Raw genomic sequence first — 13,527 nt, forward strand, 5'->3', positions numbered from 1 at the left:
GAAGACGGAAATTTATGATTCAAATTCGAAGCCGGAAGCTGAAGCGGCTTTGAATGCTTTACGTGATCAACTCGTCGCCGCGCGCAAAAGCGATGAAGAACCAGCGGCCACTCAAGGCGCCGGTGGCGCGGCGCAACCGGCGCAAGATCGGCGCAGCGCTTGGCGAGACTATAGAGCGAAGCGAGCGGCATTGGAGGTTTAGTACCCCAATCTTGACAGCATCGAGCGCGGGCTGCGATTCAAAAAGCGCTTTTTCGAAAAGGACGGACAGCCTTGTGAAAACGGAACGCTGTGCGGCGGCGGTCACGATCTCAGCATCAACAGTGGCCTCCTGCTTCACGTCTCGACCGACCAACTCTCATGGGCCTTAGGCGCCGCGGACCTCTCCGACCGGCGTCAGCGCTGGTTTTGGTCACTTCTTGGGCCGGCTGTCCTGGTTCCGATCATCTTCGGGCTGTTGGCGCTGGCGCTGATGCTGCTGATCCAGTCGGTCGCCACGGTCATCAGCCGCGTCTCGAGTCAATTTCTCAATCGGATTACGAATGCAGAAGTGAAACGCGCCGCATTCGGCAACGACACGGAAGGCGAGATTGCGATTGGAGCGATGGACCGGCCGACCTGGATCGACAAGTCGCCGCCGCGTTTGCCGACGGCTGTCGCGGATCTCGTGACGGATTACAGCAACCGCGCTGCCAGCCAGTCGATCGCCAAATTCCGCCATGCGATCGGCCAGATCGCCTACGCTGATCCAAAGCACACGGCTGATACGGCGATCAGCACCTATTTCACCTGGAAGGAATTGGTGCACGCCTCATACTTCGATGTACCGGAATTTCGCAAGCTCATCGCCCAGGCGGTAAGCCGGGTCGACGGCTTCACGCCAAGCGAGCGGTTCAAGGCCGATCCGGATTTTCAGCGCACGGCGCGATGGCTCGATGAGATCGAGGGAACGCCGGGCACGGCCGTGGTTCCCGGAAGCGGTGCTGCCAGTTCGAAGGATGCCGAGGCCGTCTCTGCGGTCGTAGCCTCGACGGTGAAGGCTGAGCCGTGAAACGGCCGCTTATGCTCGGCTGCAACAAAGAATAGACGGGAGCGATCCCGTCAGCGAAAGGATTCTAGGGGCCGGTCGCGTCTTTGAGGCACTTCGTGGTGAAGCTCGTTTGCGCTGCGCCGTGCAAGTTCCTTGCTTTGGCGTCGGCGGCGCACTTCGACGCTGCGTCCTTCTCACATTTCTTCATGAAGCTTGTCAGGGCGGCGCCCGCGAGTTTTTTATCTTTCGCGGTTGCATCGCAGGTCGCGTCAGCGGCGACGACCGATGTGGAGAGGAGTAAGCTCATTATGACGAGGATCGTCTTCATAGGTTCCTCCATTGAAATTGCCCGGTCAAAATCCGTATGTGCGGACTGTGACGACGTCTTGGCCCCTGCACGCCATCGGCGTTGACAGGGGCAAGGGGCGAGCACTCAATCCTGACACGTCCCAATGAGGACGAAAAGTTAACCCTCGGCCATTGGTGACGCTCGGCTTGCGAACTTTGCATAACGCGCCATGCTTCGGCACAATGCTCACACCCAGTGGGCAGGAACAGGCTTTATTAGAATGGCGCGGCAGTACAGCAGAGGAGGAAGACAGCGGCCCGGCGCCTTTGGACTGCCGCCTCAGGCGTCGATGCCGATCGCTAAAAGGTCGCTGAAAGAGCGTGTCGGAGCGCTCAAGAACCTTCGACCGTTCATCGCGATGGTGTGGCACACGAGCCCGCATCTCACCGCAGCTTCGCTCTCGTTGCGGCTGGTGCGTGCGCTGTTGCCGATCATCACGCTGTTCATCGGCAAACTCATAATCGACGATGTGGTACAACTCGTCCAGATGCCGGATAGGCCACAGTCGCTGCAACAGTGGCTCGATAGCGGACGGCTGAATTGGCTCGGCCTGCTGCTGATCATCGAGTTTGTGCTTGCCGTTCTGGCGGACGTGCTCGGCCGCGTCGTGTCGTTGATCGACAGCCTGCTGTCGGAGCGGGTGTCCAACGATTCGAGCGTGCGGCTTATGGAACACGCCGCGACGCTCGATCTCGAAGATTTCGAGGATGCGGACTTCCAGGATCAACTCGAGCGTGCGCGCCGCCAGACGAGCGGGCGGATGACGCTGATGGGGCAATTGTTTTCCCAGGCGCAGGACATCGTGACGGTGACAAGCTTTGCGGCCGGTCTCATCTTCTACGCGCCGTGGCTCATCGTGCTGCTGCTCATCGCCTTAGTGCCGGCGTTTCTTGGTGAAGCGCATTTCAACGCACAGAGCTACACGCTCAATTACTTCAGAACACCCGAGCGCCGCGAACTCGATTATTTGAGGCAGACTGCTGCCAGCGTCGAGACTGCCAAGGAAGTCAAGATTTTCGGGCTCAACAGTTTCCTGATCGACCGCTACCGGCAACTTGCGACCGAGATTTACGCGGCGAACCGCAGGCTCGCTATACGTCGCGCTGGTTGGGGCGGTCTTTTCACGGCGCTCGGCACGATCGGCTATTACCTGGCCTACGCCTACATCGCGTGGCGTACGTTGGCGGGCGAATTCACGGTCGGTGACCTAACGTTCCTCGCGGGCTCATTCCGGCGACTGCGCAACCTGCTCGAAGGCCTTTTATCGGGTTTTTCGACCGTTGCGGGGCAGGCGCTCTATCTCAACGATCTGTTCTCGTTCTTCGATGTCGAGCCCGAGATTCAGTCACCGGAAAACGCGCTCCCGTTCCCGCGGCCGATCCGCGAGGGCTTCGTGTTCGAGAACGTCGGCTTCATCTATCCGGGTGCCGAGCGGTGGGCGGTGCGCCATCTGAGCTTCGCATTGAAGGCCGGCGAAGTCCTGGCGCTGGTCGGCGAGAACGGCGCCGGCAAGACGACCTTGGTGAAACTTCTCGCACGTCTCTACGATCCGGATGAAGGACGAATCCTGCTCGATGGCCATGATCTGCGCGAGTATGATCTCGAGGCACTGCGCGGGAATATGGGCGTCATTTTCCAGGACTTCGTGCGCTACAACCTGACGGCAGCCGATAACATCGCGGTTGGCAGAATCGCGGCGCGTAATGACCGTGACCGTATCGAGCTAGCTGCGAAGCGAAGTCTGGCCGATGAAGTCATTGCGAAGCTCGCCGGCCGCTACGACCAGATGATCGGCAAGCGCTTCAAAAATGGGGTCGAGCTTTCGGGTGGCGAGTGGCAAAAAATCGCGATTGCGCGCGCTTATATGCGCGAAGCCCAAGTGCTGATCCTCGACGAGCCGACGGCAGCACTCGATGCGCGATCTGAGTTCGAGGTCTTCCAGCGGTTCAAGGAACTGAGCGAAGGCAAGACGGCGATTCTGATTTCGCATCGCTTTTCGAGCGTTCGAATGGCCGACCGAATTCTCGTTCTCGCCGATGGAAAAGTAGAAGCCGCGGGAACGCATCAGGAGTTGATCGCGCAGTCGGGCCGATATTCGGAGCTCTTCGAGTTGCAAGCCGCCGGCTACCGATGATTACCGTCGCTTAAGACGATCAATTTTAGTTGCGGCCCGGCACTTTACGTATTCGTAAAAATCGTTACGCGTGGGTTGTCGCGATCCGCGCTCCGAACCATATCGAATCTTGTCGCGTTAGCGCGGCAACAGCGCCCATTTCGAGTCAGCCAATTTAAGGTCCGACGCTTGGGACGGGGGTGTTCTGCGCCGCATACGGCGTGACGAAGCCATATAACACTCAAGAGAAAGTAGCCCCCATGACAAAGTTCATCACATCTCGCTGTCATTCAGCATGCGCCCTTGGCATAGCCTTTGTATCGACGCTGCTTACCGGCACAGCGGCATTCGCCGCAGGCACGCCCCCGTCAATCATAGCCATGAGCCAGAAGCTGAAGGGAGATTCCGTTTCCATCACCTACGCGTATATGCCGAAGGCCGGCACTCTCGCGATTTATTCCAGCACCAAGTCAGGTACTATGAGCGCGAAGCCGGTTGGCCACGTCGCCCTTCCGGCCGGTGATCATCGTGACATCAGCGTCGACCTGAAATCCAAGCCGGCGTCCGGTACGAAGCTCTGGGCCGTGCTCGAAAAATCCGGGTCGAAATCGAGCGTCTTCAAAGATCAGGGCACGCCTGCCGAACAAAGTTTCAAGGTGCTGTGATGTGCTGATGCCGATGCTAGGCACATGTTCGAAAATAGCCCCGGTGCAACATACGCCGGGGCTTCAATGCAAGCGCTGGGTTGATTTCATTTTGCGACGCTGCGCTTACCAATAAGGTCGAAAACGCGTTTGCGGCGTCTCAGCTCGGCGGCGTCCAGAAGCATCTGTCCGGCCCAGCGATAGACATTGTGTTCGCGAACGAGGGCGCGCATCAGGCGCATCCGAGCTCGCTGCTCATCGAGCGGCATCGTCAGCGCTTCGTTGATGGCCTCTCCAAGTCCGTGCGGATCGTACGGATTGACGATCAACGCTTCCGAGAGTTCTCGCGATGCGCCTGTAAAGTGCGAAAGGATCAGGACGCCCTCTTCGTCGTCGCGCGCTGCAACGAATTCCTTGGCAACGAGGTTCATGCCGTCGTGCAAGCTGCTGACGACACAGAGGTCGGATGCGCGAAACAGCTCGAAGACTTCGTCGGGTTCGTGGTGCCTGATGACAAGTCTTATTGGCCTGTAGGATTGGTCGCCATGCTTCTCGTTGATGAGGTCGGCCAAGGCCACGGCTTCATCCTGCAGGTCCTTGTAGGTCTCGAGCTTGCTTCGCGTCGGTGCAGCGGCTTGCACAAACACGAAGCGGTTGTGCCACTCCGGATGACGCGTCAGCAACTCATCGACGCCCCGCAGGCGATCGAGCACGCCTTTCGTATAATCGAACCTCTCGACACCAACGCCGAGCATCACATCCTGGCCGATCTCGAAGCGTTCACGTACGGCCTTGCGGCATTCGGCGATCGATTTTTGGGTCGCTAGCGCCGCCGGTGGCCACTCGATGGAAATCGGGTAAGGCCGAACGATGGTTTCATGGCCTCCAAACATCACCGAGGCCCGCTCGCGATCAATTCTGCTCTCGATAAACCGGTCAATAGTCTCGAAGAAATTGTTGCAGTGGAATTGGGTATGAAAGCCCAGCACGTCGCTGCCGAGCAGGCCGTCAATAATCTCTTCCTTCCACGGACAGATGCTGAACGTCTCGGCATTCGGCCAGGGGATATGCCAGAACGTCAGGATGGTCGCGCGCGGCAGGCGCTTGCGCAGAAGCCTCGGCAAAAGCGAAAAATGATAATCCTGGACGAGGATGATCGGATCGCCGTCCTTCGATTCTTCGGCAACCGCGTCTGCAAAACGTTCGTTGACAGACTGGTACATGCGCCAGTCGCTTTCCCGGAAGGTCGGCCTGACGAACGCGATATGACAGAGCGGCCACAAGCCCTCGTTCGCGAAGCCGTAATAATAACCGTTTTGTTCTTCCTCGGAGAGCCACAGCCGGCGAAGTACGTAAGCCGGAGACGCAGGGGGCACGCCGACCCGGTCGTGCGCATCGACGGAGTCGCGGTCAGCCGATCCGCTGCCGTGGGCGACCCAGGTGCCGCCGCAGGCGCGCATAACAGGCTCCAGCGCCGCGACGAGCCCGCTTGCCGGAATCTGCAGCACGACGTCGTCGCCTACGCGATTGTGAATATAAGGCTCGCGGTTCGAAGCGACGATGACATCGGTATCGGGTAGCTCTTTGTTGAGCACATTATGCAAGACTTCGCGCGACCACTCGACATGAATGCTCGCAGGTGCGGATTGTCCGGCGCGGAGTTCGCGCAATACCGTTCTAAGTTCCGGGCCTAAAAGCGTGCTGGCTTCATTCGACAAAACTACAGGTGAGCCGCTGCGCGCATCCTTGATCGACTCTCGCACCAGATTGCGCCACCGCTTGACCAAACCGGAGCCCAACAGCGCCCCAAGTATTCCGAGGCCAATCGTGACTCCGGCGATGGCGAGAGCCCAATAGTAGCGCGCCTCCGAGGCCCGTTCCTCGATGAACGATAGATCATGCAAGATAGCGACGTGACCGCTGGCGTTTTTGACGGAAAGGGGAAACGACGCGACGAAGATATTGCGGCCACCTGTCGTGGTGGTCGAGAAGCTTGGCGACTCGGTGCGCGCAAGCTTGTCGCAAGTGATCGAGGCAGGCATGAGCTTTGTTGCGGCCCTGAGCCGACCGCTGGTATCGCAGAAACCCAGTCCCAACAGTTTTTCGTCGTCGGTCAGACGTTCAAAGAATGCTAGAAGCGCCGCGTCATTTTTGTCGGCGAGATACAAGGCGACTTGATCGCTGATGGAGTTGAAGATCAGCTTCGAACGCAGCTCTACGTCGCTGCGCGACCAGTCGCGGATAAGTACCGAGACGGCAGGCATGACGGCGGACGCAACAAGTATAACCGCGAAAAGAAGTGCCGCTCCGTATCGTAAGTAACTGCGCAACGTTCCTGCCTGACTCGCTCTGTGATCAGTGTGTTGGATAATGCTGGCAACAAGCATCATGCGGGCGCAAAATCAACCGTGAAGCCATATTGACGCGACGCTCCGAAGCTGACTCGCAGGCCGTGGCGCGGGGGACCGACGCGCACGCGCGTGGGCTCTTTGGCGACCGGATAAATTTCTTTACTATAGCAGTCGGCGGTGGTGGCAGCGGCATTCGCGACTAGCGCTCGCCGCGCGATCGCGTCGAGCCGCATGGGGCCGGATGATCCCTGAGAGCGTTCGCGTGTTCCGGCATTCTTTTGCCGAAGTCCGGCAGGGGTGATCGTCCGGATTTGTGAAATGGTCCGGCACTCACGGCTAGCCCGGCGTTTGAGTGCCCGGCACGAAAATTTGCCACAGGGCCGTGGCCGTGCTATGGGATGTTATATTATATTCGAGACGTCGGGGCAGCTTTACCAGTGGATCGATTTTGATGTCGTTAGGCGATACTTTTCAATCCTCGGTGATGGCGCGCTCCTCCGTCGTGCGGCTTGGCGTCGTCAGCGGTGTGATCGCTTGTCTTTGGCTTGCCATTCTGTGGGCCGTGGTGCTGCCATGAGCGAAACCGCAATCAAGCTCGATAACATTACCGTTGCCTACGCTCGTCATCCGGCGGTGCATCACGTTAGCGGATCGTTCGAACGGGGCAGCATGACGGCGATTGCCGGGCCGAACGGGGCCGGCAAGTCGACGCTTCTCAAAGCCATCATGGGCGAGATTCGGTTGGCCGAGGGATCAATTGACCGTGGCGGCCTGGCGATCAGCGACTTTGGATATTTGCCGCAAGCCGCCGAGATAGACCGGCAGTTTCCGATGACAGTCGCCGATACCGTTTTGCTCGGAACCTGGCGGCAGAGCGGCGCCTTTCGCGGCGTTCAACCTGAAGCTGCCGCCAAGGCCCGGCAAGCCCTGATGGCCGTGGGACTTGATGGCTTCGGACACCGCCAAGTCGGATCTCTCTCCGCCGGTCAATTCCAGCGCGTGCTCTTCGCAAGACTATTGGTGCAGGACGCGAAGGTCATCGTCTTGGATGAGCCTTTCACAGCGATCGACGCGCGGACGACACGCGATCTTCTCGAGATCGTTTGCCGCTGGCATCAAGACGGCCGCACCGTTATCGCGGTGCTGCACGATTTCGATCAGGTTCGGGCTCATTTCCCGCGGACGCTGCTGCTCGCCAGGGAAGCGATCGATTGGGGTCCGACCGACGTTGCGATGTCATCGCGCAATTTGCTTCGCGCTCGAGCGATGGCGGAAAGCTGGGATGAGGACGCTCTGGTCTGCGAGCACGATCGCGCGGTGGCCTCATGACAACGTATTCGGTATTCATCGCGCCATTCGTCGACTATGGCTTCATGCGGCGGGCGCTCGTCGCGTGCCTGGCGCTCGGTCTTGGATCGGCGCCGATCGGGGTTCTGCTGATGTTACGCAGGATGAGCCTCGTCGGCGACGCCATGAGCCACGCGATTTTGCCCGGCGCGGCGGTCGGATTTCTCGTCGCCGGAGGATTGTCTTTGCCGGCAATGGGCTTGGGCGGTCTAATCGCCGGGCTTAGCGTGGCGCTGCTATCGGGGTTGATCAGCAGAACAACGGCGCTGCGCGAGGACGCCAGCTTTGCGACGTTCTACCTGACCTCATTGGCCCTTGGCGTTCTCATCGTTTCGTTGCGCGGCTCGAACATCGATCTCTTGCATGTTTTATTCGGCACAATTCTCGCTATCGACGCCACGGCGCTTTATCTTGTCGGCGGCATAGCCTCGTTCACGCTCATCATGCTGGCCTTGGTTTATCGGCCGCTAGTGGCGGAATGCTTCGATCCGGGTTTCCTTCGCGCCGTAGCGGGTCGCGGCTCCCTTTACCACTTTCTTTTCTTGTTTCTTGTCGTGCTCAATCTGGTCGCCGGCTTCCAGGCGTTGGGCACATTGATGGCCGTCGGCTTGATGATGCTGCCTGCCGCAGTTGCGCGATTGTGGGCGCAAAGCCTTCCGGCGATGTTCGTCACGGCCGCCGGCACAGCCGTCATTTCGGGTTATCTCGGATTGGTGGCGTCGTTCCACTACGGCGTGGCTTCGGGCCCCGCGATCATTCTCACCGCCAGTATCATCTACGGCGTGTCGCTGCTCGTTTCGCCCTCTGGAGCGCTGCGGCGGCTGTTCCCGCGTCCGCACTACGGTGCCTAATAAGGAGCCGACCATGAGGGCTACGAAGGTTCTAATCGGACTTCTGGCGTCAACGGCGTTTGGAGTGGGCGCATCAATGCCCGCGTCCGCCAAGACTCTGAATGCGGTTGCGAGCTTCACCGTGCTGGCCGATGTCGTGAAGCAAGTCGGCGGCGAGCATGTGAATGTAAAAAGTCTTGTTGGACCGAACGGCGATCCCCACGAGTTCGAGCCATCGCCGAACGATGCGAGAGAGCTCAAGGCAGCGGACGTCACGTTCATCAGCGGCGAGGGGCTGGAAAGCTGGTTCGAGAGATTGGTCAAGGCTTCCGGCTACAGCGGCAAGCCGGTCATTGCCTCCGAAGGCATCAAGACGCGGACGATGGACGAGGACGGCAAGACCATCACCGATCCGCACGTCTGGAATAGCCCGGTCAATATCGAAGTGTGGGTCGGGAACATAGAGAAGGCTCTGACGGCTGCCGATCCCGCGGATGCCGCAACCTTCAAGGCTAACGCGGATCGATACACGAAAATCCTGAAAGACCTGGATGCGTACGCGAAAGCCAAGCTCGAGACGGTACCCAAAGACCGGCGGAAAATTCTGACGAGTCACGATGCATTCGGTTACTTCGGCAGGGAATACGGCGTGACGTTTCTGTCACCCGTCGGCCTCTCGACCGAGACAGAGGCTTCGGCCGCCGACATTGCAAAGCTGATTGACCAGATCAGAAAGGAAAAAGTGAAGACGTACTTTTTCGAGAACTCCAACGACGCCCGTCTGGTGCAGCAGATTTCGAAAGCGACGGGCGCGGAACCGGGTGGTGAACTCTACGTCGAAGCGTTGTCGAAAGAGGATGGTCCGGCGCCCACGTACGCCAAGATGTTCCGCTACAACGTCGATCTTATTTCAAAGGCCATCGCCGGATCCTGATAGCAGGAAGCGATAACGCAGTAGCGGCAGGCTTCATTTAGGCCTGCCTTTTCCGCAAATCTGTAAAAGCGTGCAGCATCAGTGGACCGCCGGATCGGCAAAGCATCGGCGCATCGCCTCGCATCGATGCGGACCGGCAAAATGCATGTTGTCGCCTTTTGCGGCAGCGATGAAATTGCAAACGTCATTCAACCCTTGCTCGTTGAGCCAGCCTTCGCGACGGCCGCGCTGGACTCCAAAGCAATCGGCGGTTTCCTCGTCGGGACCGCGAAACTGATGTCCGCACTCGTGCGAATAGATCCACAGCATGACCGGCTGAGGCAGCCGCAGCAGCAACTTCGTGTTCAGGATGATGAAGCCCGGATACGCTGCCCCGTAGTCATCGAGATTGTCGTCGATGACGGTCGCTCGCGTACCGCACCGCATGCGATAGCCGTTGATGCGAAGTTCGCCGGTGGGAACGATGTAAGCGGTTCCGTTCGTGGATGCGACGTACTGTTCGACGGTCGGACCGCCATCGGCAAACGCCGCCGCGCCGGCGGCCGCTATCAACAAGCCGGTATATCTTACGAATGACCTGAATTTCATTTGCGGTGGTTGCCTGATTCGCGATCACGACCTTCGCGCAACGTAATTTTGGCGCCGCGATCCGGTCATAATCCTACGATGGATATCCGATAATATAACATCCACTAAGTGGGATGGAAGTTGTTTTCCGTCACGACCAACGGGGGATCTCATGGGGCAGTCGAGATGCGGCGACGATTTTGATCGTTTGCGTAGCGGGTTGCTCACTCGTGCAGTAGCGGGAGCGTTACTGATCGCCGCGATGGTGTCGCTGATTGGACTGCCGACCCGAGCAAACGATTCTTCTGCAGCCACGAAATCTCCATTTGGCTTATCCGCCGGATCGCACTCCGACATCTCGGCGCAATCATCCGAGGCGCCGTCGTTGGCGACACGTCTCGTCGATCGCGCCTGGTCGTGGCTGCTTTTCGAGCAACATCGATTTACGCAGGACATGACCGGTGCTGTTCGCAATCTCAAGGACACAACGAGCATCGCCTCGGCTACCGGTGCGCTGGTGCTCGCAAGTTTCATTTACGGAATTTTTCACGCCGTCGGGCCTGGACACGGCAAGGCTGTTATTTCGTCCTACATGCTTGCCGACAAGCAAACTCTGCGGCGCGGTGTCTTCCTGGCGTTTCTCTCGTCGTTCGTTCAAGCACTGTCGGCGATTGCGCTGGTCGGCGGCCTTTATCTGGCTGCAAGAGCTACCGGTCTCGCGACGCGCTTCGTCGAAGCATGGTTGGAGACGCTGAGTTGGGGCTGCGTTGCCGTCCTCGGCGCGTGGCTATCGATCAAGCAGGCATTGCCGATGTTTTCGCGGCGCGGCGACAACGTGGCGGCGGCACATGCCGCACACGCCCACGACCGTCATGGCAACGCGTCACACGGCCATTCTCACGACGATCCTCACGATCATGCTCACGAGCATGATCGGCACTGTGGCCACGTCCATATCGCCGGCCCGGAGCAATTGGCCGGTGAACTTTCCTGGCAAAGGGCCCTCGCCTTGGCCTTTTCCGTCGGCATCCGGCCTTGCACGGGGGCACTTCTGGTCATTGTATTTGCCGTCTCTCAAGGAGCGCTGTGGGCCGGAGTGCTGGCGACGTTCGCAATGGCCTTAGGTACTGCGATAACCGTGTCGACGCTCGCCGCTTTGACCGTCGGCTCGCGCAATCTCGCGATCTCACTTGCTGGAGGTGACGGCCGTTGGGGCGCAGCTATCGCCCGCGGTGCCGGCATCGCCAGCTCGGCGGCTGTCTTTCTCCTTGGCGTCGCTTTTTTCTTCGCGTCGCTGCATACGATGCGACCGTTCTGATCGCCTCGCGACACGTTCGATGAGCTCAGGGTTTTGAGACCACGTACTTGGAGCTTGACTGCAAAAGCAGACTTGCCTCTTGCACCATGCGCTGAATGATTTCGCCGGTCGGCTCGATCTTTCGAATGAGGCCGACGACTTCACCGACGAACGTGTTGCTCTTTTCCGGATCGCCATCAGCCCACGCCTTGCGATATTTGGCGGCCTCTTCGTCGGCGACGGTCATCAGCTCCGCCTCGTGGCCGTGCCAGCGTTCGATGAACTGGTTTTTCAAAACCCTGGCGCTGTAGCGCGTCCGCCACGGCAGCTTGCGCGCCAGATCCATGACCTGCGAGCGGATTGTGTCATCGCCGCTGGCTTTAAGAGCCGCCTGATGCATCCCCTCGCTGACGTTGGCTTCGTGAGAGGCCCACAGACGCGAACCTATCATCACCCCGTCGGCGCCGAGCATCAGGGCCGCCGCGATTCCCCGGCCGTCGCCAATGCCGCCCGCCGCGCAGAGCAGCGTTTCGGGAGACGTCTTGGCGATCAGGTCTGCGACCTCGGGCACAAGGGTCATCGTCGCACGCTTCTCGCCGTGGCCGCCCGCTTCGCCGCCTTGTGCGACGATCACATCGGCGCCGCACTGAATTGCTCGTTCGGCGTCGCGCCGGGTCTGGACCTGGCACATCAGCGTCACGCCGCGCTGTCTGACGCGTTCGGCGAGCGGCGCCGGATCGTCGAACGACAGCAGAATCGCCTTCGGATGTTTGGAGAGCGCCAAGTCGAGTAGCGCCGGCTGTTTGCGTAGCGACCAGGTTATGAAACCACAACCGACCGGCTGGCTTCCGGCGGCGCGAAACTCGCCTTCAAGCCAGTCGGCGTCGCCGTACCCGCCGCCGATGAGGCCGAGGCCGCCGGCCGCTGAAACCGCTGCCGCAAGGCGACCTCCCGCGGCAAAAGCCATCGGCGCCGAGATGATGGGATGACTGAGACCCAGGCGTTCCGTCAGTCGTGTCTTCAGCACGTCGCTTCCCCTTTTCAAGCCAGTGTTCGAGACGCTCAGGAGCGGATTGGACGGTCAGAGGCGTCGCTCGTCCGCACGGGCAATCAAGCCCATTGCTCCCTGGCGCCGACGACATTAAGATATAAGCGTTATGCATCTTATCGAAGCGGTCGACAACGGTCCACGCCATGCAAGAGCCACGTCCCAACTCTCCAGGCAGCGATGCCGGGATCGACGAAGACCTGATCGCGACGCTTGTCGATCGCTTTTATGCGGCCGTGCGCCAGGATGCGCTGATAGGTCCCGTCTTTGAAGCCCGGGTCGACGATTGGGACGAACATCTTACGAAACTCGCGGCGTTCTGGTCATCGGTAGTGTTAAAAAGCGGGCGTTACCGGGGTAGCCCGATGCCCGTACACGTTGCCATCGACGAGATTTCCAGTGCTCATTTCGCGCGGTGGCTGCAGTTGTTTGCAGAAACGGCTCGCGCGGTGTGCCCACCTGACGCGGCGGCGCTATTTATCGACCGGTCGCAACGGATCGGCGAATCGCTGCAACTGGGCATCAGTCTGAATCGCGGTGACGGGATCGCGTTCGAAAGGCCGCGCCGGACGCCGTGAGCCTGCGGCGTGTGGCCACCTGCAATTTTTGTCTTGCTCCTGGCATCAGCAGGTGACTGCTGCACGATCTCCGTACCGTCTGAACGTCCGTCTCGGCCCAGTGATTTCGGGTTGAGTGCTGAACGCGTCGCCCTTGTCATGCGGCCGGCGCGGGACAACGTCTAGCATCGCTAGATGAGGATATGTGCTTCGGACGACGTGTACATCCAGTCGTCGAATAGCGAGAAAGGTTGAGACCCATGACTAAAACTGCTCTCCGCTCGGCGGCGCCGTCTCAAGCCGAAAAATCCGGCCAGTTCAAGATCTGCGGCGAAGTCGAGGTCAATCGTCTGGGCTTTGGCGCGATGCGCGTTACCGGCGACGGAGTCTGGGGAGAGCCGGCCGACCGCGGCGAGGCCATTCGGACGCTGAAGCGCGTCCCGGAACTTGGCATCAACTT

At 59.6% G+C, this 13,527-nt stretch carries 12 protein-coding genes and 2 pseudogenes; 10 read left to right on the plus strand and 4 right to left on the minus strand.

Annotated features, from left to right (window positions below; translation table 11 throughout):
• Both VN623_RS12160 and VN623_RS12165 read left to right on the plus strand, forming a co-directional pair.
• Positions 1 to 202 (plus strand): annotated as a pseudogene (locus VN623_RS12160) (hypothetical protein); the annotation flags it as partial.
• Between the two features lie 270 nt (positions 203 to 472).
• Complete coding sequence (locus tag VN623_RS12165; protein WP_325571255.1) at positions 473 to 1,051, plus strand: hypothetical protein; 579 nt, start codon at positions 473 to 475, stop codon at positions 1,049 to 1,051.
• Between the two features lie 64 nt (positions 1,052 to 1,115).
• On the opposite strand, the gene VN623_RS12170 is transcribed toward VN623_RS12165, so the two are convergent.
• Positions 1,116 to 1,358 (minus strand): hypothetical protein, encoded by a 243-nt coding sequence (locus VN623_RS12170; RefSeq protein ID WP_325571256.1) that lies wholly within the window; start codon positions 1,356 to 1,358, stop codon positions 1,116 to 1,118.
• Positions 1,359 to 1,668: 310 nt separating this feature from the next.
• Here VN623_RS12170 and VN623_RS12175 point away from each other — a divergent pair, with 310 nt between their 5' ends.
• Together VN623_RS12175 and VN623_RS12180 are read left to right on the plus strand one after the other, a co-directional pair.
• A complete protein-coding gene (locus VN623_RS12175) occupies positions 1,669 to 3,513 on the plus strand; it encodes an ABC transporter ATP-binding protein (RefSeq protein WP_325571257.1) in 1,845 nt (614 codons plus the stop codon).
• Between the two features lie 239 nt (positions 3,514 to 3,752).
• The gene (locus VN623_RS12180; RefSeq protein WP_325571258.1) at positions 3,753 to 4,157 is read left to right on the plus strand and encodes a DUF7282 domain-containing protein; all 405 of its coding nucleotides are present in this window, start codon (positions 3,753 to 3,755) and stop codon (positions 4,155 to 4,157) included.
• A gap of 86 nt (positions 4,158 to 4,243) precedes the next feature.
• Here the strand turns inward: VN623_RS12180 and VN623_RS12185 are convergent, their stop codons facing one another.
• Complete coding sequence (locus tag VN623_RS12185) at positions 4,244 to 6,400, minus strand: trehalose-6-phosphate synthase (RefSeq protein ID WP_325571259.1); 2,157 nt, start codon at positions 6,398 to 6,400, stop codon at positions 4,244 to 4,246.
• A gap of 660 nt (positions 6,401 to 7,060) precedes the next feature.
• Here VN623_RS12185 and VN623_RS12190 point away from each other — a divergent pair.
• From VN623_RS12190 to VN623_RS12200, 3 genes are all read left to right on the plus strand, one after another.
• A complete protein-coding gene (locus VN623_RS12190; protein ID WP_325571260.1) occupies positions 7,061 to 7,816 on the plus strand; it encodes a metal ABC transporter ATP-binding protein in 756 nt (251 codons plus the stop codon).
• The gene (locus tag VN623_RS12195; RefSeq protein ID WP_325571261.1) at positions 7,813 to 8,685 is read left to right on the plus strand and encodes a metal ABC transporter permease; all 873 of its coding nucleotides are present in this window, start codon (positions 7,813 to 7,815) and stop codon (positions 8,683 to 8,685) included. The genes VN623_RS12190 and VN623_RS12195 overlap by 4 nt, the downstream gene beginning before the upstream one ends.
• A gap of 76 nt (positions 8,686 to 8,761) precedes the next feature.
• Complete coding sequence (locus VN623_RS12200) at positions 8,762 to 9,598, plus strand: metal ABC transporter solute-binding protein, Zn/Mn family (RefSeq protein WP_325571262.1); 837 nt, start codon at positions 8,762 to 8,764, stop codon at positions 9,596 to 9,598.
• Positions 9,599 to 9,676: 78 nt separating this feature from the next.
• On the opposite strand, the gene VN623_RS12205 is transcribed toward VN623_RS12200, so the two are convergent.
• Entirely contained in the window at positions 9,677 to 10,186 is a 510-nt protein-coding gene (locus tag VN623_RS12205) for a hypothetical protein (RefSeq protein WP_325571263.1), read from the minus strand.
• A 364-nt stretch (positions 10,187 to 10,550) separates the two neighbouring features.
• Here VN623_RS12205 and VN623_RS12210 point away from each other — a divergent pair, with 364 nt between their 5' ends.
• Positions 10,551 to 11,483 carry a nickel/cobalt transporter gene (locus VN623_RS12210; protein WP_325571264.1) on the plus strand — a complete coding sequence of 311 codons (933 nt, stop codon included), beginning with the start codon at positions 10,551 to 10,553 and terminating at the stop codon, positions 11,481 to 11,483.
• Positions 11,484 to 11,508: 25 nt separating this feature from the next.
• Here the strand turns inward: VN623_RS12210 and VN623_RS12215 are convergent, their stop codons facing one another.
• Positions 11,509 to 12,489 (minus strand): nitronate monooxygenase, encoded by a 981-nt coding sequence (locus VN623_RS12215; RefSeq protein WP_325571266.1) that lies wholly within the window; start codon positions 12,487 to 12,489, stop codon positions 11,509 to 11,511.
• Positions 12,490 to 12,656: 167 nt separating this feature from the next.
• Between VN623_RS12215 and VN623_RS12220 the strand changes: the two genes are divergently transcribed.
• Both VN623_RS12220 and VN623_RS12225 read left to right on the plus strand, forming a co-directional pair.
• The gene (locus VN623_RS12220; RefSeq protein WP_325571268.1) at positions 12,657 to 13,088 is read left to right on the plus strand and encodes a group III truncated hemoglobin; all 432 of its coding nucleotides are present in this window, start codon (positions 12,657 to 12,659) and stop codon (positions 13,086 to 13,088) included.
• Between the two features lie 239 nt (positions 13,089 to 13,327).
• A pseudogene (locus tag VN623_RS12225) lies at positions 13,328 to 13,527 on the plus strand (hypothetical protein); the annotation flags it as partial.

The sequence above is a fragment of the Hyphomicrobium sp. genome (assembly GCF_035572195.1).
Classification (GTDB): Bacteria; Pseudomonadota; Alphaproteobacteria; order Rhizobiales; family Hyphomicrobiaceae; genus Hyphomicrobium_B.

Coding starts and splice junctions, on each gene's coding strand:
- VN623_RS12165 (WP_325571255.1), top strand. CDS start 473: ATGCTGCTGATCCAGTCGGTCGCCACGGTCATCAGCCGCGTCTCGAGT.
- VN623_RS12170 (WP_325571256.1), bottom strand. CDS start 1,358: ATGAAGACGATCCTCGTCATAATGAGCTTACTCCTCTCCACATCGGTC.
- VN623_RS12175 (WP_325571257.1), top strand. CDS start 1,669: ATGCCGATCGCTAAAAGGTCGCTGAAAGAGCGTGTCGGAGCGCTCAAG.
- VN623_RS12180 (WP_325571258.1), top strand. CDS start 3,753: ATGACAAAGTTCATCACATCTCGCTGTCATTCAGCATGCGCCCTTGGC.
- VN623_RS12185 (WP_325571259.1), bottom strand. CDS start 6,400: ATGCCTGCCGTCTCGGTACTTATCCGCGACTGGTCGCGCAGCGACGTA.
- VN623_RS12190 (WP_325571260.1), top strand. CDS start 7,061: ATGAGCGAAACCGCAATCAAGCTCGATAACATTACCGTTGCCTACGCT.
- VN623_RS12195 (WP_325571261.1), top strand. CDS start 7,813: ATGACAACGTATTCGGTATTCATCGCGCCATTCGTCGACTATGGCTTC.
- VN623_RS12200 (WP_325571262.1), top strand. CDS start 8,762: ATGCCCGCGTCCGCCAAGACTCTGAATGCGGTTGCGAGCTTCACCGTG.
- VN623_RS12205 (WP_325571263.1), bottom strand. CDS start 10,186: ATGAAATTCAGGTCATTCGTAAGATATACCGGCTTGTTGATAGCGGCC.
- VN623_RS12220 (WP_325571268.1), top strand. CDS start 12,657: ATGCAAGAGCCACGTCCCAACTCTCCAGGCAGCGATGCCGGGATCGAC.